16 protein-coding genes are annotated in these 20700 nt (G+C 27.7%); 5 read left to right on the top strand and 11 right to left on the bottom strand.

Annotation, left to right across the window (positions count from 1 at the left end; translation table 11 throughout):
• Window positions 1-109: 109 nt before the first annotated feature.
• From A966_RS10990 to A966_RS10965, 6 genes are all read right to left on the bottom strand, one after another.
• Window positions 110-1453 (bottom strand): citrate/2-methylcitrate synthase, encoded by a 1344-nt coding sequence (locus A966_RS10990; protein WP_008725562.1) that lies wholly within the window; start codon window positions 1451-1453, stop codon window positions 110-112.
• Between the two features lie 75 nt (window positions 1454-1528).
• Entirely contained in the window at window positions 1529-2788 is a 1260-nt protein-coding gene (gene icd / locus A966_RS10985; RefSeq protein WP_008725560.1) for an NADP-dependent isocitrate dehydrogenase, read from the bottom strand.
• Window positions 2789-2880: 92 nt separating this feature from the next.
• Complete coding sequence (locus A966_RS10980) at window positions 2881-3735, bottom strand: Rpn family recombination-promoting nuclease/putative transposase (RefSeq protein ID WP_008725558.1); 855 nt, start codon at window positions 3733-3735, stop codon at window positions 2881-2883.
• Between the two features lie 158 nt (window positions 3736-3893).
• Entirely contained in the window at window positions 3894-4982 is a 1089-nt protein-coding gene (locus A966_RS10975; protein WP_008725555.1) for an ankyrin repeat domain-containing protein, read from the bottom strand.
• A 352-nt stretch (window positions 4983-5334) separates the two neighbouring features.
• On the bottom strand, window positions 5335-6429 hold the full coding sequence (locus A966_RS10970) for an ankyrin repeat domain-containing protein (RefSeq protein WP_008725552.1): 1095 nt from the start codon (window positions 6427-6429) through the stop codon (window positions 5335-5337).
• Between the two features lie 147 nt (window positions 6430-6576).
• A complete protein-coding gene (locus A966_RS10965; protein ID WP_008725550.1) occupies window positions 6577-8832 on the bottom strand; it encodes an aconitate hydratase in 2256 nt (751 codons plus the stop codon).
• A 175-nt stretch (window positions 8833-9007) separates the two neighbouring features.
• On the opposite strand from A966_RS10965, the gene A966_RS10960 reads away from it, so the two are divergent.
• The 3 genes from A966_RS10960 to A966_RS10950 all read left to right on the top strand — a co-directional run bounded on the left by A966_RS10960 (window position 9008) and on the right by A966_RS10950 (window position 11878).
• Window positions 9008-9541 (top strand): Spy/CpxP family protein refolding chaperone, encoded by a 534-nt coding sequence (locus A966_RS10960; RefSeq protein WP_008725548.1) that lies wholly within the window; start codon window positions 9008-9010, stop codon window positions 9539-9541.
• Window positions 9542-9991: 450 nt separating this feature from the next.
• A complete protein-coding gene (gene mscL / locus A966_RS10955) occupies window positions 9992-10459 on the top strand; it encodes a large conductance mechanosensitive channel protein MscL (protein WP_008725547.1) in 468 nt (155 codons plus the stop codon).
• Between the two features lie 213 nt (window positions 10460-10672).
• Window positions 10673-11878: a dicarboxylate/amino acid:cation symporter gene (locus A966_RS10950; RefSeq protein WP_008725545.1), complete on the top strand. Its 1206-nt coding sequence runs from the start codon at window positions 10673-10675 to the stop codon at window positions 11876-11878.
• Between the two features lie 74 nt (window positions 11879-11952).
• On the opposite strand, the gene A966_RS10945 is transcribed toward A966_RS10950, so the two are convergent.
• From A966_RS10945 to A966_RS10925, 5 genes are all read right to left on the bottom strand, one after another.
• Window positions 11953-12771, bottom strand: a complete 819-nt coding sequence (locus tag A966_RS10945; protein ID WP_008725543.1) for a hypothetical protein — start codon at window positions 12769-12771, stop codon at window positions 11953-11955.
• An 11-nt stretch (window positions 12772-12782) separates the two neighbouring features.
• Window positions 12783-13151 (bottom strand): hypothetical protein, encoded by a 369-nt coding sequence (locus A966_RS10940; protein WP_008725541.1) that lies wholly within the window; start codon window positions 13149-13151, stop codon window positions 12783-12785.
• A gap of 143 nt (window positions 13152-13294) precedes the next feature.
• The gene (gene rlmB / locus A966_RS10935) at window positions 13295-14005 is read right to left on the bottom strand and encodes a 23S rRNA (guanosine(2251)-2'-O)-methyltransferase RlmB (RefSeq protein ID WP_008725538.1); all 711 of its coding nucleotides are present in this window, start codon (window positions 14003-14005) and stop codon (window positions 13295-13297) included.
• 89 nt (window positions 14006-14094) lie between these two features.
• A complete protein-coding gene (locus tag A966_RS10930; protein WP_008725536.1) occupies window positions 14095-15972 on the bottom strand; it encodes an AMP-dependent synthetase/ligase in 1878 nt (625 codons plus the stop codon).
• A gap of 80 nt (window positions 15973-16052) precedes the next feature.
• Window positions 16053-17183: a glycosyltransferase family 4 protein gene (locus A966_RS10925; RefSeq protein WP_008725535.1), complete on the bottom strand. Its 1131-nt coding sequence runs from the start codon at window positions 17181-17183 to the stop codon at window positions 16053-16055.
• A gap of 213 nt (window positions 17184-17396) precedes the next feature.
• Between A966_RS10925 and A966_RS10920 the strand changes: the two genes are divergently transcribed.
• Both A966_RS10920 and A966_RS10915 read left to right on the top strand, forming a co-directional pair.
• The gene (locus tag A966_RS10920) at window positions 17397-18200 is read left to right on the top strand and encodes a flagellin N-terminal helical domain-containing protein (RefSeq protein ID WP_008725532.1); all 804 of its coding nucleotides are present in this window, start codon (window positions 17397-17399) and stop codon (window positions 18198-18200) included.
• 68 nt (window positions 18201-18268) lie between these two features.
• Window positions 18269-20509 (top strand): methyl-accepting chemotaxis protein, encoded by a 2241-nt coding sequence (locus A966_RS10915; protein WP_008725529.1) that lies wholly within the window; start codon window positions 18269-18271, stop codon window positions 20507-20509.
• The last annotated feature ends 191 nt before the right edge of the window (window positions 20510-20700 follow it).

The following is a 20700-nucleotide window of genomic DNA, read 5'->3' as shown; positions in this document are numbered from 1 at the left end:
AAATATATCAGATTAATCATTCTTGTTTTATAATAAAAAAGGAGCTATATATAAAATAAAGCTCCTTTTAATTTTTTATCATAATTTTTTGTTAATTATATTTCAATAATTATCTTTTATCCATAGTAATAAACTCTTGAGGCTCTATAACATTTTTATATGCGGGTCTTATTATTCTTCTGTCATCGAAATTAAGCTCTTCTATTCTATGAGCACACCAGCCTACTATTCTTGACATAGCAAATAATGGAGTATAAATCTCTTTAGGTATTCCAAGCATATCATATATAAAACCAGAATAAAGGTCTACATTAGCACAAACTCTTTTTTTCTCACCTTTTACTTTTATAAAGCATTCAACAGCCCTTTCTTCTATTAATTCCAAAAATTGAAGCTCGCATTCTTTTTTCTTTTCTTTAGCAAGCTGACGAGCCAAATCTTTTAATATAACAGCTCTAGGATCTGATAAAGTATAAACAGCATGCCCCATACCATATATAAGTCCGCTGTTATCATACGCTTCCTTATTAAGCATTTTTGTAAGATAATCATCTATTTCATTTTTATCTTCCCAATTATCTATTGCATCTTTTAAATGAATAAACATATCCATAACTTTGGCATTAGCTCCTCCATGTAAATCACCCTTAAGAGAACCTATTCCTGCGGATATACTTGAATATGTATCTGTTCTTGATGAGCTTGTAACGCGTACTGTGAATGTAGAGTTATTACCGCCGCCATGATCTGCATGAAGTATTAATAATAAATCAAGCATTCTAGCTTCTAATGGTGTGAACTCCTGTTTAAGCATGTATAAAAAGTTTTCAGCTATAGAATATTTAGGTTTAGGAAGTGTAATAGTTAAGTATTTTTGGTCTACACTATACTTATACATATTGTAAGCATAAGCGATAACTGCTGGGAATCTTGCTATTAATTGTATAGACTGAAGCATTAAATTATCTAATGATAGATCTTCAGGATTAGGATCATGAATATACATCTCAAGAACGCTTCTTGATAAAATATTCATAATATTCTGACCTTCCAAATCTATTATATTCATAATAGTTTTCTTATCCAAATACATATTTTCTGCTATGAGTTCTCTAAAAGACTGCAGCCTTTCTTCATCTGGAAGTTTTCCAGAAAGCAGAAGATAGCAAACCTCCTCATAACCGAAACGTTTATTTTTTAAGATGTCTTCAGCTATATCGTTTATACTGTATCCCCTATAATATAGTTTTCCGTCTATAGGATATACATTTCCATTTTCATCTTTTTCATATCCTACAACATCGCCTACATTTGTAAGTCCTACAAGCACTCCTGTACCGTCTTCATTTCTAAGCCCCTTTTTTACATTATATTTTTGAAAAAGTTCGCTATCAATTTTTATACGCTTGCTCGAATGATCGTATAGTTTGTATAGTAGGTATTCTTTTTTCATAATAAACTCCTTTTGTTATTAATTTTTAGTTTATAAAATATAATGTTTATTTTTAAATAAAAATAAAATATAAAATTATAATAGAGAAACTATTTTTTCTCCAAACTCTTTAGTACCAAGCGATACACCATTATCCATAAAGCTAGCCAAATCTTCAGTAGCATATCCGCTCTCAAAAGATCTTTCTAATGCATTTATAATTAACTCTGATGCCTTATTCATATTTAAATACTCTAATGCCATGACAGAAGAAAGTATTAATGAACAAGGATTGGCTTGATTTTTTCCTGCTATATCAGGTGCTGTACCATGAGTTGCTTCAAAAATAGCATGACCTGTTTTATAATTAATATTTCCGCCCGGTGCTATGCCAATTCCTCCAACCATTGCAGCTAATTGATCCGAAATATAATCACCATTTAAGTTTAATGTAGCTATCACAGAAAAATCCTCAGGTTTTAATAATGTGTTTTGTAGAAAAGCATCAGTAATATTGTCTTTTATTATAATTTTTCCATTTTCTTTAGCTTCTTTTAATTTTGCTTTTGCCTTATCTTCACCGAACTCTTTTTTTATCTCGGCATATTCTTCCATAGTAAAAGTCTCATCAGCAAATTCTTTTCTTGCAAGTTCATATCCGTATTTTTTGAATCCGCCTTCAGTAAACTTCATTATATTTCCTTTATGAACTAATGTTACAGAAGGAAGTTTGTTTTCAATAGCATATTCTATAGCAGAGCGTATAAGTCTTTTAGAACCTTCTTCTGATACAGGTTTTACTCCGAAAGATGAAGTTTCTGGAAATCTTACCTTAGTTACTCCCATTTCATTTTTTAGGAAGTTATAAAATTTTTTAGCTTCTTCTGTGCCTGTTTTCCATTCTATACCTGCATATATATCTTCAGTATTCTCCCTAAAAACTACCATATTAACTTTATTAGGCTCTTTGATAGGGGAAGAAGTGCCTTTAAACCATCTTACAGGTCTTAAACATACATATAAATCTAAAGTCTGTCTAAGTGTTACATTTAAAGAACGCATACCCTCCCCGACAGGAGTAGTTAAAGGTCCTTTTATACCTATAAGATATTCTTTAAAAATATTTATAGTGTCATCAGGAAGAGGGGTTCCTAATTCTTTTTGTGCCTTATCTCCTGCAAGAACTTCCTTCCATTCGATAGATTTTTCTCCGTTATATGCTTTTTTTACAGCTTCATTTACTATCATTTGTGAAACAGGTGTGATTTCTGCTCCGACTCCGTCTCCCTCTATAAAAGGTATTGTTACTTGATTTGGTACTATTAATTTACCGTTTTTCATTTCTAATTTGCTCATATTAAAATCCTATTACTTTTAATTGATTTGTTGTTATAAATAAACTTAGTTTTATTGACTAATAACAACTGATTATTTTATTAATAAAAATTTTACAGCTTTTCTATTTCTTCTACACTTAATCCTGTATATTTAGAAATAGTATTGAAATCTATTTTATCATTTTTCATATTTCTTGCTGTTGTTATTTGATTTTCTTTAATACCTTCTTTAATGCCTTCTTCTTTTCCTAATCTTCTTTCTTCTTCAAGCATTATTTGATTTCCGTATAGATATGCCTGTCTTTTATCATATTCATTCATCATTAGCCTGTCTTTTATGAAGTTATTATATCTTTTTTGTACTTCTTCCATTATAGGTTTTTCTTTAACTAATTCAGACATAATTGCCTCCTTATTATCTTTCATAGTAAAAAATTTAAGCCAGCAATTTAAATCAGGCTTAAGTAAATTATATTTAAACTTTTTTAATTCTATTATATGTATCTGCAAATGATCTGTAAGCAGTCTTTTATTGTTAGTATCATAAATCATATAGCATGAATGTATATTATCAAAGTCATCTAAATTGAAGTCAAGTAAATTAATACTTACTACTGGGGTAAGAGCATCATATTTTTCACCATGTTTTAAAAGTTTGCTGTAATTAGAAGCCCAATAATATAGTATACGTTCTGGAAATCTTGAATTGCCCTGTAATTGTATTTCTATAATAACAACAGTTCCATTCTGTGTAATGCATTTAACATCTGCAATAGTTTCTTTATCTTCATAGTTTTCCTTATAGTTAAATGGTGTTAAAATCTCAACGCTTCTAAAAGTTTTCATACCAGAATCAAGCATTGTTGAATTAATAAAATCAAGTAATATAAGATTACTGTCTTTAGATGAGAATAGATATCTCACAAAATAATCATTTAATACATTAATAGTTTTTGTTTTGCTCATAATTTCATTATATTATAATTTATTATTTCTCTAAAGCCTTTTATTGTTGTTATGCTCGAAAAAGCCTATGAGACCCTCGATAATAACTTATCGAGGCGGCTTTTTCTCACTTTATTATTGCTATATAACAAGGTCTGCTCACTTAATTTAACATTTTATTATTTCTCTAAAGCCACAATATCATTATAACCTTTTTCTCTAGCTATATCGAATACAGTCTTTTTCTCTTTGTTTACAACTGTAGTGTCTGCTCCATTCTCTATTAAAAGTTTAACAAGCTCTGTTTTTCCATTGTCAATAGCCTGAAGCAGTAAAGGATAACCATCTTCTGAAGGTATAGGAGTATTTACATCGGCACCTTGCTCTATTAAATACTTTGCCATTAAAGTATCACTATTATAAAGAGTACTAGCCAATAATGAAATATTTACATTTGGATAGTATTCTTTAAGTTCATATTTCATAGCAGGGTCAATGCCTTTTGAAACTAAATATTTTACTATATCTAAACGGCCTGCATTAACAGCATAACGAATTAAAGGATAGCCATAACTATCATAATTTATATCAGCTCCATATTCAGCAAGCATTTTAAATTTTTCTAAATCACATTTTGATTCGTCAACTCCAATTGTTTCAAGTAATATAGGAACATGTTCTTCCCAGCCGTACTCGACATCTACTTCAGCACCTGCATCTAATAATTCTTTCATTATTTTTAAACTATTTTCATTTGTAGACATTACTGCTGAATGTAAAGCATCAATATTTCCTTCTCCCCTAAAATTAACATCTGCCCCTCTTTTTATAAACTCTTTTACAAGTTCTAAATCTCCCTTTGCAGAAGCTGTTTTTAATGGACTATCATTATCAACATAAGTCTGATCAACATTAGCACCGTAAGAAAGTAATTGAGTAACCATTTTTTTATCCCCGTATTGTAATGCCATTATTAAACTTCTTTCTCCATGTTTTTCTTCCCAGCTTTTTAAAGACTCTGCATCTTTTACATTTTTAAGCTCATTAAAAGCATCCAAATCCCATTCTGGCACTTCATTAATTTCTTCAGTATCAGTATTAATTTCCTCAGTATTATTATCTTCAACATATTCATCATTATTAGATATTTCTGTATTATTGGTATTAACGGCATTAGTATTTGTGTCTACTTCTGTACTATCAGTTTTTTTAGAATTACAGCTTATTATACTTATTAATATTAAAGCTGTTATAATTATTTTTTTCATTTAAACACTCCTTAATCATTATTGTTTACTATAATATCACAACTAAATATAAAAGTAAATAAAATACTAATTTCGATAAACTTATTATTATATATAAAAAATCTAGCTTTAAAATCTCTATCAGCTTTTAGCTGATAGACGCTCGATTTTTTATTTTTAATATAGCTGACAACTAAAGTTATCAGCTGCTCGATTTTTTATTTATTGCTGCTATGCTCGAAAAAGCCTATGAGACCCTCGATAATGACTTATCGAGGCGGCTTTTTTCTTATTTATATATTAAAAAATCTCGCTTATAAAGAGCTAATAACTTCCTTCGTCAGTTATTAGCTGCTCGATTTTTTAATTTTTATTATTTCTCTAAAGCCGCAATCTCATCATAGCCTTGTTCTTTAGCTAAATCAAAAATTGTTTTTCCGTCTTTATCAACAACAGAAGTATCTGCACCTTTCTCTATCAAAAGTTTAAGAAGTTCAATATTTTCAGCTCTAAGAGCAATAAATATTAAAGGTAAATCAGAAACACTATCAGTTTGAGTATTAATATCCGCACCTTGCTCTATTAAATATTCTGCTATTTCTGTAGTTTTATTTCCTACTGCAGCATTAAGTAATGAATAACTTTTACCTGAATATGAATAACCATTGGTATATGTCATAGCAGGGTCAGCACCTTGAGAAACTAAATATTTTATTATATCAATACATTCTTGAGAAATAGCATAAGCAATTACAGGGCCATACTCAAAATTTGAATAATTTATATCTGCTCCATGTTCTGTAAGGAGTTTAACCTTTTCTAAATCGCATCTTTTTATAGCAGGATATAATATATTATCTTCATTTTCTTCTTTAGTACCATAAATAATACCAGTGTCTGCTCCAGCATTTAATAATTCCTTTATTACTTCCAAATTATAATTTTTTTCAGACTCTACTGCATAATATAAAGCGTCTATATCTCCTTCTTCTTCTCTAAAATTAACATCAGCACCTTGTTTGATAAGTTCTTTTACAAGTTTCAAATATCCATTTTCTGAAGCTAATTCTAAAGGAGTCCTACTGTCATTATCATCTTTCATATTTACATCAGCACCATAAGATATTAATTCAATAGCCTTTTCTTCTGTAGGAAATTTATCAATAGCAAATACTAAAGAAGATTTACTCGGATTTTTTGACTGCCATTCATCGAAAGATTTTTTATCTTTTATAGAATCAATTTCATTAAACAATTTTTCTTCCTCTTCTAACATTGTAGTTTTATATATACTCCACATATCATTAGAAGCATATCCCTGATAGATTTCTTCATTATTATTTAATTTATTTTCATTATTTACTTCTGAATTATTTGTATTATTTGTTTTTTCTCTTTTACCAACTCCGCAGCTTATTATATTTATTATACCAATTAATATTAAAGCCATTATAATTATTTTTTTCATAAAATGATCCCCAATTTTTATATTACTAATTATAGTAAAACATTTTTGCTTTGTCAATTTTTTAATATAATCTATAAATAACTTACTATGTTTTATAAAATGACATTTAAGATATGCCGTATATTTAATTAACTTTATAGCTTAAACTTAATTTTTCATTAAAGTGTTCAAAGCCCCGCCGTTTTTAAACCATTCAATCTGTGCTTCATTATATGTATGCATAACCTCAAATGTATCTTCGCTTCCGTCTTCATGAATAAGTTTAACAGTTAAGTTTTGTTTAGGCTTAAAATTATCAAGTCCTAATATAGTTATTTTGTCTTTTTCCTGTATTTTATTATAATCATCTTTATCTTTAAAAGTTATGGCAAGCATACCTTGTTTTTTTAAGTTTGTTTCATGTATCCTAGCAAAACTTTTAGCAAGTACAGCCTTAACATTCAAAAATCTAGGCTCCATTGCAGCATGTTCTCTGCTTGAACCTTCTCCGTAATTTTCTTCTGCTACTACTACAGATGATATATTTTTTTGTTTGTATTCTTTAGCTGTTTTTGAAACTTCTTCATAATTATTATTTAATTGATTGAATACAGAGTTTGTTTTATCATTAAAGAAATTAACGGCTCCCATTAACATATTGTCTGATATATTTTCCAAATGTCCTCTGAATTTTAGCCAAGGTCCAGCCATTGATATATGATCTGTGGTGCATTTACCTTTAACTTTTATAAGTAGAGGCATATTATTAAAATCATTAATATTGAATTTGTCGAAAGGATTTAATAATTGTAAACGTTTAGAATCTTTATCTATTACAATTTCAATTTTTGGATCTGGATTATTCTGTCTTTTTTTATTTTCTGTGTTTAATCCGTTTTTTGGTAAAGCTATTCCTATAGGGGCATCAAGTTTAACTTCTTTACCTTCTTCATTTGTAAGAGTATCTTTAAGAGGATTAAATCTCAAATCTCCTGCTATACTCAAAGCCATTACAGTTTCTGGGGAAGCAACGAATGCATGAGTATTAGGATTGCCGTCTGCACGTTTTGCAAAGTTTCTATTAAAAGATGTTACTATAGAGTTTGCTCTTGTATTATCTTTTTCTTGTCTGTCCCATTGTCCTATACAAGGTCCGCATGCATTAGTCATTATAACAGCACCTATTTTTTTGAAGTCATCTATTATTCCATCTCTTAATGCTGCATTATATGATGCTTCAGAACCTGGATTAATTATTATTTTTGATTTTACTTTTAATTTTTTATCTATAACCTGACGTGCTATTGAGGCAGCTTTACTTAGATCATGATAGGAAGAATTGGTACAAGAACCTATTAATCCTACTTCCATATCAGTAGGGTATTTATTTTCTTCTACTTTTTTGGCAAACTCACTTATAGTGCAGGCAGCATCTGGAGTAAATGGTCCGTTTAAGTACGGCTCTAATTCGGATAAATTAATTTCTATTATTTTATCATAATATTTTTCTGGATTATCATATACTTCTTTATCAGCTTTTAAGTTATCAATATTTTCTTCTGCAAGTTTTGCCACATCTTCACGACCTGTAGCAATCAAATATTCTTTTATATTATTATCATAAGGAAATATTGAAGTAGTAGCACCCACTTCAGCCCCCATATTGCATATTGAGGCCTTTCCAGCAGCGGATAATGTAGAAGCACCTTCTCCGAAATATTCTATAATGGAATTAGTTCCACCTTTTACTGTCAAGATTCCTGCCAATTTTAATATAACATCTTTAGCACTAGCCCAGCCGTTTAGATAACCTGTCAATTTTACTCCTATTATATTAGGTATTTTTAATTCCCATTCCATTCCAGTCATAACGTCCACTGCATCAGCCCCTCCAACACCTATAGCAAGCATTCCAAGTCCTCCAGCATTAGGAGTATGAGAGTCTGTACCTATCATCATACCTGCAGGAAAAGCGTAATTTTCTAGCACTATTTGATGTATTATACCAGAACCTGCTTCCCAAAAACCAAGTCCGTATTTTTTTGCAACGCTTTCCAAAAAGTTATAAACTTCTTTATTTATATTAAGTGCATTTTTCAAATCTTCTTCAGCACCTTTACATGCTTCTATCAAGTGATCGCAGTGTATTGTAGCAGGTACGGCAGAAGATGTTTTTCCAGCATTCATAAATTGAAGTAATGCCATTTGAGCTGTAGCATCTTGCATTGCCACTCTGTCTGGTCTGAAATCTGCGTAATCTTCTCCCCTTTTAAAATCTTTTATATTTTTTTCATCGTATAAATGAGCATATAATATTTTTTCTGATAATGTTAATGCTCTGTTTAATTTTTGTTTTACATTATTAACTTTGTTAGAATAGTTTGAATAGAATTTTCTTATCATTTCAATATCGTAAATTTCCATGATTAATACCTTTTATAATAATATTGCTATAGAGTATTACTATATAACAATATTCATTTTTTATCAATAGCACAATAATTTTTTTATTTTTTTAGGAACTTTTTATTATTCTTATCGTCTAATAAAGCAAATAGAAACAATCAAATAAAAAAATTAAAAAGTAGGAGATTAATCAATGAAAACAAAAATATTATTAACAACACTTATTATGGCTTTAATGTCATCTATGGTTTTTGCCCAAGTACCTCCTGCAGATCCTGCTGCTGGCGAGAGAAGAAGATATGAAGCAGAACCAAGAGAGAGAAGAGAAGCTGCACCAAGAGAAAGAGAAACTAGAGTTAGAGATACTGCACCAAGACCTAGGGCTGGAGGACCTAAAGGCGATATATACAGAATGTGCAGAAATGCTGGTATATATTTATCAGATGAACAGCTTGATCAAATTAGTTCTATTAATTATGAATATGAACTAAAAATTAATGATCTAGAATATCAAAAAAGAAATATAGATTATAAATTTAAAATGGAAAGAGAAAAAATAGATATTGATTTAAACTTAGTAAAAGATTTAATTAATCAAAAGAAAGATTTAGAAAAAGAAATAGACTATCTTAGAATAGAAAAAGATGTTACTATGCTTGATGTTCTAACAGATGAACAATTAGAACAATTAAACACATATAGAATGAGATACTATTATTACAGATAATTTATAAAATATATATACGATTCTAATGAAGGGGGCTATATAATAAATAGTCCCCTTAAATATATAATTGATTTCATAAAATTAATATAACTCTAAATTTGACAGAATTTATTAATAGAATAAAATTTATTATCCGTATATTTTTATTTCTATCATATTCAGTATATAAATTATACTTGTTTCAAAAGAACTTTCCAAGATTATATATGAAGATTTAGTAATTTATTAATTATAAAAATAATGTTTTATAATTAGTTGTTTTGATGTATAAATATGAGTTTTTTTCACTTAATGACTTCAGTAGGAGTACTTCGTATGGCTAGTTTCCTCAAATTATAAAAAAATAGTTTTGAAACAATGCTAGTATTATTTTTTATAATATTAACATTTATTGTGTATCTTTTTAATTTTTAATATATAATAAAATTAAAAATTTTATAGGATATTCTTATGATAAAAGAGTTTAAAAATTTTATTATGAAAGGAAGCATATTAGATATGGCGGTTGGTATAGTTATCGGAGCATCATTTACAAAGATAGTTAATTCTTTTGTAGATGATATATTAATGCCTCCTATAGGTATGCTATTAAGCGGAATAGATTTTTCTAATATATTTATAGTTCTTAAAAAAGGTTCTGATAATATTGGAGTTTATAATTCTATAGCAGCTGCTAAAGAAGCTGGTGCCGTTGTTATTAGTGTAGGAGTTTTTTTGAATACTATTATAAGCTTTATTATTACTGCTTTTGCTATTTTTTTGATAATAAAGTTATTTAATAGAATGCAGGCAAAAATTTTAAAAAAAGAAAATGATGATAAAGAATTAAAAGAAAAAACTTGCCCATATTGTTGTTCTAGTATTAATATTAATGCCGTAAAATGCCCGAATTGTACATCTGATTTGGTTATTAAATAAACACTTAATATATTTTTTATATTTATGATATTTTAATTTACATATATTAGTTATTATAGTGAAATTTTATAATTTTAAAATATTCTATATAGTAATATAGTAAGCTTTTTTTATATTATAATATACATTATATCTAAAAAAATGTGTTCTCTATTTACATATTAATATTTTTGTATATATTATATAGTATACATATTAATTTAGGAGAAATACATGGAAAAAAAATTTAAACTTGGATTAGTACCTAGACTAATCATTGGAATTCTGCTCGGTATATTCTTTGGACAGCACTTTATACCAGAAGTAATATCAAGAATTATTGTTACGGCATCTGGAATATTTAGTTCTTATCTGAAGTTTGTAATACCGCTAATGATAGTTTCCTATGTGTCTATGGGTATAGCTGACTTAAAAGAAGGCTCGGGATTTTTGCTTCTTGTAACTTGTGTATTGGCTTATGGTTCTACATTAATTGCTGGTTCAGCGTCTTTTTTAGTATCTTATAATCTATTTCCTAGTTTTATGAATCCTGATGATATTGAAAGAATAGCTGCTGCTGCTGGAAATTCTGTTGCACCTTATCTATCAATAACAGTAACCCCTCTATTAGATACTTTAGCTGCAGTTTTATTTGCTTTCATAATAGGACTTGGTATTTCTACTATGAGAGGAAAAGAAATAGGTGATTATTTGTACAATGTTTTTAAAGAATTATCAACTATAATAGATAAAGTTTTACGCGTATCTATAATTCCTCTTTTGCCTCTTTATATTTGCGGTACTTTTGTAGATATGACTAGATCTGGAAAAACTTTTGTAATTTTAGGTATATTATGGAAAGTATTTATAGTGGTAATAATAATGCATTTACTTTATTTATTAATAGCATTCTTAGTATCTGGTACAATAGGAAAGAAAAATCCTTTTATGCTTATGAAAAACCAAATAGCAGGATATGCAACAGCTTTAGGTACTCAGTCATCAGCTGCTACAATACCTGTAAATTTACAATGTGCTGAAAAAGATGGAATATCTGAACAAATAAGAAACTTTGTAGTACCTCTTTGTGCTAATATACATATGGCAGGATCTATGATAACAATTACAGCCTGTGCCACTGCAGTATGCTTAATGCATCAAATACCTATAACTTACACTACAGTACTTCCTTTCATTGCTATGCTTGGTATAGCTATGATAGCTTCTCCTGGTGCTCCTGGCGGTTCAATAATGACAGCTTTACCTTTCCTTTATATGGTTGGGCTTGGCGGTCCGGACAGTCCTTTAAGTGCTATAATGGTTGCTTTATATATTACTCAAGACTCATTCGGTACTGCTTGTAATGTATCCGGTGATAATGCTTTGGGTGTTATAGTTGATACAATCTATAAGAAAAAAGTTGTAAAAACAGACGCATAAAGTTATCATAATATAAAAAAAGCCGCTTGTTAATTAATTTTAATAGGCGGTTTTTTATGATAATTATTAACTAATCAATCCATATTTAAATCTATTACTATATCTATTTCAGTTATAGAACAATTTAATTTTTTGGCTATTTCTTCTTTGCTTAAACCTTCTTTGTATAGTTTGATTATATCTTCATTCTTATTAGAATTTTTTACTGTATTTTCTAATGGTTCATTAACTAATGCTATAGTTTTATCTTCTATAGGTTTATCATATATTGCCATATTTGTCTTAATAGTTCTGTCTAATTTATTTCTTAATTTTTCTATAACTTCTCTTCTTGCTTCATCATCTATTGCTTTAGCTGCGGTATCTATGTTATTTTTTTTAGGTTTAGGTTTTATTTCTGCATTTTTTTCTTTTTCGGTTGTTTCTATTTTAGAGTTTATTTTTATATTATTATCTTCTACTCTTATATCTAATTTCTTATTTTTATTTTCATTGTTCATCACTATATTAGATTCTGTATTATTAGATTCTTGAATTGAAACATCAAGTTTTTTTTCTTCTTTTTTATTTATATTTTCTTCTATATCTTTTTTTATATCTTCTTTTACTGTTATAACTGCATTATTAATATCATTATCTTTTTTATTATCTTGAAAATTATTTAACTCTTTTACCAATCTGTTTGCTCTTACTATGGAATCCTCTAATATTGATATTCTTGATAAAGCTATATTATTAAATTCTTTTACTAAAGCTTCTATTTCTTCTCTAGCCTTTGACATAGTTTCTTTTTCTAGTCTTTCCCTAGCTTTTGAAACTATATAAATATAAAATAGCGGTAGGGTAACTGCCAATATAACTATATTAATGATTATAGATATTACAATTTGCATAATTAGATTAATTATCCTAAAAAATCTATTCTTGAACCTTTAGTTTTCTCTGTTGCTGAAACCTCTTCTATTTCTATAATATTATTTTTTTCATCATCATTATCAATATTATCTGCCATTCTTTTTTTACTCTTTTTTCTATATGACATATATCCATGATCTTTTGGTCTTTGCTCATCTTTTTTTTCTTTAACCTTAGTTTCATCAGATATGTTTTCAGACTTTACAACAGTAGAATCTTTTATATATGAATCTCTATGTATATCTCTATCTTCCGACTGCATTGCAATAGTTTTTGCAGCCATTCTTACATGCTCCATACGGCCTATATGCGATTGCTGCATATATAATTGTTGCAAGTCTAAAGGTGCTATAGGCATCTTAAATCTCCATATATTATGCCTTAAATTTTATATCCTATATATTTAATATATACTTTTTTACTATTATTGCAAGTAAAAAAATCTATATATACATTATTATATAACAATATTAATTAATATTAATAAAATAATAATAATATCTATTTGTAAATAGAATAAGCATAACCTATGACTGCAGATGCTGCAGATACATTCAGAGAATCAAAATCCGTAGAAGAATTTATGATAACACTTCCGTCTGAATTTTTTTTTAATATATCTCTAACTCCGCTATGTTCATTACCTAATATGATTGCAGTAGGAGAGTTAAATTTAAAATCTTCTAATGAGGTTTCACCTTTTTCACTAGCGTAATATATCCAAAAACCTTTATCTTTCATAAAATCTATAACTCTATTTAAATTAGTTTCTATAGATATCGGCAAATGATATGCTGCTCCTTCTGATATTTCATAAACCTTTTCATTAATAGGGGCAGAGTTATCTTTCGGCATTACAATTCCTGCTATATCAAAAAAATATGCATTTCTTATTATAGCACCTAAATTATGAACATCAGTTATAGAATCTAATATGAATATTAAAGGATTTTCTCTTTTTTCAAATGCTTTTTCTATAAAACTTTCTATTCCTATCTCAGCATTTTCATCTATATCTGCTGCTACAGAATATATTTTTCCTACAATTTTTTCCATTTCATTTTTATCAACATTTTTAATTGATACTTTCTTTTTTTCAGCTAATTTGATAATATCTTTTTCTCTTTTAGAAATTGGAAATTTTATATATAAAGTTTTTACTAAATCTTTTGAAATAGCTTCAACTATTGCATTTTTACTTGTTATGAACATTATTTATTTTCCTAAATTTTTATTTTTATTATACATTAAAAATAAATTTTTTATACATCAGTATATAAAAATTATAAATGAATTAGGAATTATTTAATTCTGTCATATAAAGAATCTATTTTATCTTTATATGCTTCCATAACATTAGCTCTTTTTATTTTTAAAGACTGAGTGAGAAGTCCATTTTCTATTGTGAACTCTTCATCTGTGATTATCATTTTTGCTATAGCTTCATAAGGTCTGAAACCGTTCTTATAGTTAATTAAATTATCTAACTCTTCTCTTATTAATTTATAAACATCTTTTGAAGAGGAAAGTGTATTTTCATCATAAGAAATTTTATGTTTATCAAAATATTCTTTTATGTTTTCTTTATTTATAACTATGATAGCACCTGTTGAAGCTTTATCTTGTCCTATAAGCATGATTTGATAAATATAAGGCGATTCTAATGCTTTATTTTCTATAGGCTGAGGCTCCACATTTTCACCTGTAAGCAGAACTATTGTTTCTTTTGCTCTTCCTGTCAATACTATTTCACCTTGCTGAGTATATGCTCCTAAATCTCCAGAGTTAAAGAATCCATCAACTTTTGCCTGTTTAGTTAATTCAGGATCTTTATAATATTCTTTAAAAATATTAGGACCTTTTATATAGCATACTCCCATAACTCCATCTTTACAAATATTTCCTTCTTTATCTCTAATTTCTATTTTCACCTCTGGTATTGGAGCACCGCAAGTTCCTCTGTAATTTTTATAAGGGGATCTCAATGTAACAACAGGAGAAGTTTCTGTTATACCCCATCCTACAACCAAATTTATTCCTACAGCTTCAACAAAGTCTTCTATGTACATAGGTAAAGCTCCGCCGCCTGATATAGTAAGACGCATTTTACCGCCTGTTAATTCTAATATTTTACTATATACCATTTTTTTTGCCATTTTATGGTAAATAGGATCAAACATTCCTATACTGTACTCTGATTTTTTATGGGCTTTAGATTCTTCTCCTAATAAATAAACTAAATCATTCTGAAACCTTAGACTTCTTATATATTTTAAAGATCTTTTTATGAAAAATTTTGCAAGATTTCTAGCTATTGTGCCTTTTCTGTCTATGTTTTTCATTACAGTATTATATATATTAACCCATATTGCAGGTACAGAAATAAATATATCCGGTTTTTCTTCTGTGAAATCATTTTTTAAATATCTTTTATTTGTAATAGCGGTAAAACAACCTGTTATTGCTGTTACATAAGATATTGTTCTCTCGTATATATGCCAAATCGGAAGTATAGTGAGAAGTTTTTCCCCCGGCTGTAATTTTATGATATCCGGAAGAACTCTTATATTATGAAGTATATTTCCATGTGTGAGTATGACACCTTTTGGTTTTCCTGTGGTTCCGGAAGTATATATTATAGTTGCTGTACTTTCATTAGTTAATTTTGATGCCTTTTTTACGGCAAACTCTTCATCTCCATTTAAACTTTCTTCACCAAGTTCTAAAAACTTTTCAAAAGAGTATATATTATTATCAGGATCATGTTTAGAACTGTCGAGAAAAACTATTAATGATAAATCTTTATGATGCTTTTTTATCTTGTTAAAAACATATTCATTTTCTACTAGAACAGCTTGGGATTCACTATGTTCTATTATATAATTTAATTCATCAGATGTAGAGTCTATGCCTCTTGGAACATCAGCAGAACCTAATGCTAAAAGTGCCATATCTGATATAAACCATTCTATTCTATTTTCCGAGAATATTGCAACATGTTTTTTTGATAATCCTTTAACATCGAATGCCTTAGCAATAGCATTTACTTTATCATAAAGTTTTTTATATGTGATTGTAATTTTTTCTTCGTTATTATCTCTATATCTGTAAGCTGGACTTTGAGGCATATTTTTAACTGTTTCAAAAAATGCACTAGGTATAGATGTATAATTTTTCATAATCTCTCCATAATTAATTATAACTATTTAACTATAAAATGATACATAGTTAATTATAACTATAATACATATTAAAAATATTACAAGTGATTTACTATATATTTTATTACATTTTCACTATATGATGATACTGTAAATAGATTTAATATTGATTTTGAAGCGTTTATAATATTATTTTTTATATTTTTATCATTATATGCAAGTAGTATAGAGTTTTCTATTTCATTTGTATTTTCCATATCACAGCTAATAGATAAATCTTTAACTGCTTCATATACTCCTGATTTATTTGATATTATAGATATGCATGAAGAATATAATGCTTCTATCACAGTAAGTCCAAATGGTTCATTAACGGCTGGCATTATTAGTGCATAGCTTTTATTCATCAATTCTCTTTTTTCTTCATCAGTTACAAAACCTTTGAATATAATATTATTATGCATATTTATTTTTTCTGTGAGTTTTTTTAAATAGTTTTCATGTCTTCCTTTTCCTGCTATTATGAATTTTAATTCTTTATCTTCTATTTTTTCAATAAATGATTTAAATGCAATGATAGCTTTTTCCAAGTTTTTAGGTTTTTCTATTCTTCCTATGTATAGAAAATGTTTTCCTTTATTAATGGTCATAATATTTTCTGCATCAGATATGCAAGGATATATGACTTCTGCTTCTCTATCATAAACTCTTTTTACTGCCTCTTTAGTTCTTATGCTGTTTGACATTATATAATTTATTTTTTCTATTCCTAATCTATCTAAATGCATTGTGTATCTTGCAATTATATCCCATGTGTTTTGAAGTTTTTTATAGCTTTCATCATCATATCCGTAAAGTCTTACACTAGGCTCATGACAATACCAAAAACTTTTTGGAAGTTTAATATTATTTTTTTGTGCATATTTTGATGCAAGTCCAAAGAATATAGATGCCGGAAAATTATGTATTAAAACAGCATCATAATTCTTTAATTCATTTGCTAGAAATTTAGAGGTTTTATTAAAGATAAAGGGATTTAATTTTATATCTGTTTTTATCTGTTTTATATAGTTTGGAATATTATTCCTTAGTTTATATGTATATATGGTTATTTCTATATTTAAATTATGACAATACTTTGAAAATGAAAGTATTACATTTTCAGCACCGCCGTTATATCCGAAAGTAGGATGAAGTATAGCTAATTTTTTTATATTATAGTTATTCATTTCACTAATAATGATTTATTTTTAATATTTTAATTATATTATAAACCTAAAAAAATTACATTTATAAAAATAAAATAATATTAAAAGTTTTATTTTACTTAATGATATAATAAAATTCTATAATTAATACCGATAATAATAAATAAATTATTGAAAATATTCTTTATGTATTATAATATTATTAAATAAATTAATGAATAATTGGGGTTTTTTATGATAATAACAAATAATATTAATGCAATTAGGGCAAACAGATATTTAAAAGTTAATTCAACTGAGCATAAGAAAAAATTTCCTAGTTTATTTGCAGGCGATAAAGGACCTTTAGTGCAGAGAAGATATATACTTCGTGCCGAAAAAAATACTCAGGACGGAATATCATTTATACAGACAGCTGACGGATATTTGGATGAAACAATAAATATATTGCAGCGTATTAGAGAATTATCAGTAAAAGCTGCAAATGGAATATACAATAATTCTGACAGAGCATATATTCAGGCAGAAGTATCAAGTTTAATAGATGAAATAGATAGGGTAGCAAGTCAAGCACAATTTAATACTTTAAATATATTTACAGGAAGATTTTCAAATACTGTTAATGCATCAGCAAGTATGTGGATTCATATAGGACCAAGCAGAGATCAGAGAAAAAGAATTTATATTGCCACAATGACAGCCAATTCTTTGAAATTGAAAAATGAACTCAACAGTTATATTTCTGTATCTTCTGTAAGCAAAGCAAATAGAACCATAGGAATAATAGATGAAGCGATCGGATATGTTATTAAACAAAGATCTGATTTAGGAGCTTATAAAAATAGATTTAATACATATATTCAAGGACTTATGACTTCTTATGAAAATGTTATAGCTTACGGCAGTAAAAAAATGGATAGAGATGTAGCTGAAGCTTCTATTTTTGAAGCTATAAGCTCAATAAAATCGCAGTCTGCTTTAGCTATGCTTGTACATTCTAATAATTTACCTAAAGATGCTTTGAATTTATTAAGATAGTTATGATTTGATTTAATTTTATAATATGATATAATGTATTATAATATTTTATAATAAGGGTTTTAATAATGAAACTTAATAGTTTAACATTTAAAATACCGCTTATTATGGGACTTTCTATTACATTATCAATATTTGTAATAACTGTTATAATGTTTTTAATATCATTGAAGTCCGTTGATATAGCGGCTCAAAATGGATTTGAAACAACAGCCGTTGCTTATGAAAGTACGGTTAATCTATGGATAGAAGAACAACAATCAAGGGTAGATTCTTTTTCTACAAATCAAAGTATTATCAATTATTTATTGGATAGGACAGAAGAAAATACTCAAATGGCAGCTGATAGTCTTTCAGCATTTAAAAATTATAGGAAATCCTCACTTCATTTTGTAATTTTAGATACAGATGGAAAAGTTTTGCTGGATTCAGAAGGCGGAAGCTTAATGGCTTATAATCATGGCTCTGATTCTGATTTTTATTCTTATAGAAATAATACCAAAAATGAAAGAATATGGATTTCTAAGTCGGCTATAACAGGAAAGCCTGTGTTTAAAATGTATTCGGATATAAATGATGCTAATGGTGATATAATTGGAGTATTATCATATCATATTGATTGGGCTGATTTTATAGGTCATTCTATATCTAATTATAAATACGGAGAAACAGGAAATATTATCATAATAGATGAAAATAAGAATGTAATAGCTTCTAAAGATGAAACTAAAGTATTTACTAGTCTTTCTGAATTTGAACCTTTAAAAGATATTACAGATCTTAAAACAGGAATAAAACATTATAAAGACAATGACGGTAAACTTTATATGCTTTATTTTAATACTATTATCTATCCTCATTGGTATATAGTTGTAACTATAGCTGAAAGCGAACTTTATAATCCTGTTAAGTTTATGCTTATACTTCCTATTGCAGTAGGAATAGTTCTTAGTATTATTTCCATAATTGTAATCTGGCTATTCTGTAAGCATGTTATGTATCCTATTAAAGAAGCAGTTAAAGAGGCAGAAAGTATTTCTAATGGTGATTTAACTAGTGTTATATCAGAGAAATATTTAACTAGAAAAGATGAAATAGGAGATATTTTAAATAGCTTTAATAAAATGAAAAAAGTTATAAAAGATATCATTAAAGTAGTAAACTCTAATATTTCACAGACAAAAAGAACTGCATATAGTCTCTATTATTCTAATAAAGATCTATCTGAGAGAACAATATCTCAGGCTTCAGATATAAATGAAACAACAGAGTTTATGAAAAATATTTCTATGGCTATAGATGAATCTACAAGTAATATGAAATCTATGAGTGAAAGTATGATGGATGCCAGAGATGAAATAAATAATGCCGGAGCTATAATATTTGATACGGCTAAAAATACTGAACTTGTATTTGAATCTAGTAAGAAGATAGGTGATATTATAAAGATTATTGAGGATATAGCTTTTCAGACTAATATATTGGCGTTAAATGCTTCTGTAGAGGCTGCTAGGGCTGGAGAGCAGGGAAGGGGATTTGCTGTCGTTGCTTCTGAGGTTAGAAATTTGGCACAAAGCACTTCGGAATCTGCCAAAAATATCACTTTACTTATAGAAGATAGTAATGATAAAATAAAAAAAGCTACCGATTCTGCTAATATGTCGCAAAAATTATTTGTGGAGATAGAAAAGAAAATAGAAAATACTACTAATATAATGCAGGATATGGTTGTAAGGATAGACAGGCAGCATGAAGATGTTTCTAAAATTAATAATTCTATGCTTAGTATAGATGTGAAGACTAAAGATAATGCCAATTTAGTAGAGCTTATGAAAAATTCGTCTTCAGAGTTAGAAAAACAAACTAATAATTTCTTCAGTGCCATAAGTTTCTTTAAAACAGGTGTTCATCATATAGATTGGTCGGATAATTATAATACTAATAATGCTCATATAGATGAACAGCATATGAAATTGATTAACTTTATTAATGATATATACTCTGCTATTTATGAAAATGATAAAGATAGAGTAAAAAATATCTTTAATATGACTTTAGATTATACCAAATACCATTTTTCCGATGAAGAGAAACTTCAAAATGCTAATTCTAATAAATACAAAAAGATTAAGGAACATTTTGAACAGCATAGAAGTTTTGAAAATTTAGTTGATAAAAAAATTAAAGAGCTAAATAATGCTAGTGATTGGAAAAATACGGCTTTGGATATGGCAAATATTTTAAGTAAATGGCTTATTCAGCATATAGGGGTTTGGGATAAAGAATTTGTAAAAATAGCTGGAATATAGTAATAAAATTTTATATATATACGATATTATTTATAAAAAATTTTGCAATATGAAAAACTTTTATTATATTTTATTATATAATTATTTTAGTAAGGGATAATTATATATACTTATTGATAATTACTACTTATAAGATTATTGTATTATATTGAAATTTATTTCTATAAGTGTTATTATTCTACATTATAATT

This window comes from Brachyspira hampsonii 30446 (assembly GCF_000316195.1).
Taxonomy (GTDB): Bacteria; Spirochaetota; Brachyspiria; order Brachyspirales; family Brachyspiraceae; genus Brachyspira; species Brachyspira hampsonii_C.
The sequence above is the reverse complement of the archived record's forward strand: the minus strand, read 5'-3'. Positions and strand labels throughout refer to the sequence as shown.

Excerpts from the sequence above, each read along its gene's own strand:
- A966_RS10990 (WP_008725562.1), bottom strand. The coding sequence starts at position 1,453 with ATGAAAAAAGAATACCTACTATACAAACTATACGATCATTCGAGCAAG.
- mscL (WP_008725547.1), top strand. The coding sequence starts at position 9,992 with ATGATAAAAGAGTTTAAAAATTTTATTATGAAAGGAAGCATATTAGAT.
- rlmB (WP_008725538.1), bottom strand. The coding sequence starts at position 14,005 with ATGTTCATAACAAGTAAAAATGCAATAGTTGAAGCTATTTCAAAAGAT.
- A966_RS10930 (WP_008725536.1), bottom strand. The coding sequence starts at position 15,972 with ATGAAAAATTATACATCTATACCTAGTGCATTTTTTGAAACAGTTAAA.
- icd (WP_008725560.1), bottom strand. The coding sequence starts at position 2,788 with ATGAGCAAATTAGAAATGAAAAACGGTAAATTAATAGTACCAAATCAA.
- A966_RS10950 (WP_008725545.1), top strand. The coding sequence starts at position 10,673 with ATGGAAAAAAAATTTAAACTTGGATTAGTACCTAGACTAATCATTGGA.
- A966_RS10980 (WP_008725558.1), bottom strand. The coding sequence starts at position 3,735 with ATGAGCAAAACAAAAACTATTAATGTATTAAATGATTATTTTGTGAGA.
- A966_RS10960 (WP_008725548.1), top strand. The coding sequence starts at position 9,008 with ATGAAAACAAAAATATTATTAACAACACTTATTATGGCTTTAATGTCA.
- A966_RS10945 (WP_008725543.1), bottom strand. The coding sequence starts at position 12,771 with ATGCAAATTGTAATATCTATAATCATTAATATAGTTATATTGGCAGTT.
- A966_RS10915 (WP_008725529.1), top strand. The coding sequence starts at position 18,269 with ATGAAACTTAATAGTTTAACATTTAAAATACCGCTTATTATGGGACTT.
- A966_RS10920 (WP_008725532.1), top strand. The coding sequence starts at position 17,397 with ATGATAATAACAAATAATATTAATGCAATTAGGGCAAACAGATATTTA.
- A966_RS10970 (WP_008725552.1), bottom strand. The coding sequence starts at position 6,429 with ATGAAAAAAATAATTATAATGGCTTTAATATTAATTGGTATAATAAAT.
- A966_RS10965 (WP_008725550.1), bottom strand. The coding sequence starts at position 8,832 with ATGGAAATTTACGATATTGAAATGATAAGAAAATTCTATTCAAACTAT.
- A966_RS10940 (WP_008725541.1), bottom strand. The coding sequence starts at position 13,151 with ATGCCTATAGCACCTTTAGACTTGCAACAATTATATATGCAGCAATCG.
- A966_RS10925 (WP_008725535.1), bottom strand. The coding sequence starts at position 17,183 with ATGAATAACTATAATATAAAAAAATTAGCTATACTTCATCCTACTTTC.
- A966_RS10975 (WP_008725555.1), bottom strand. The coding sequence starts at position 4,982 with ATGAAAAAAATAATTATAACAGCTTTAATATTAATAAGTATAATAAGC.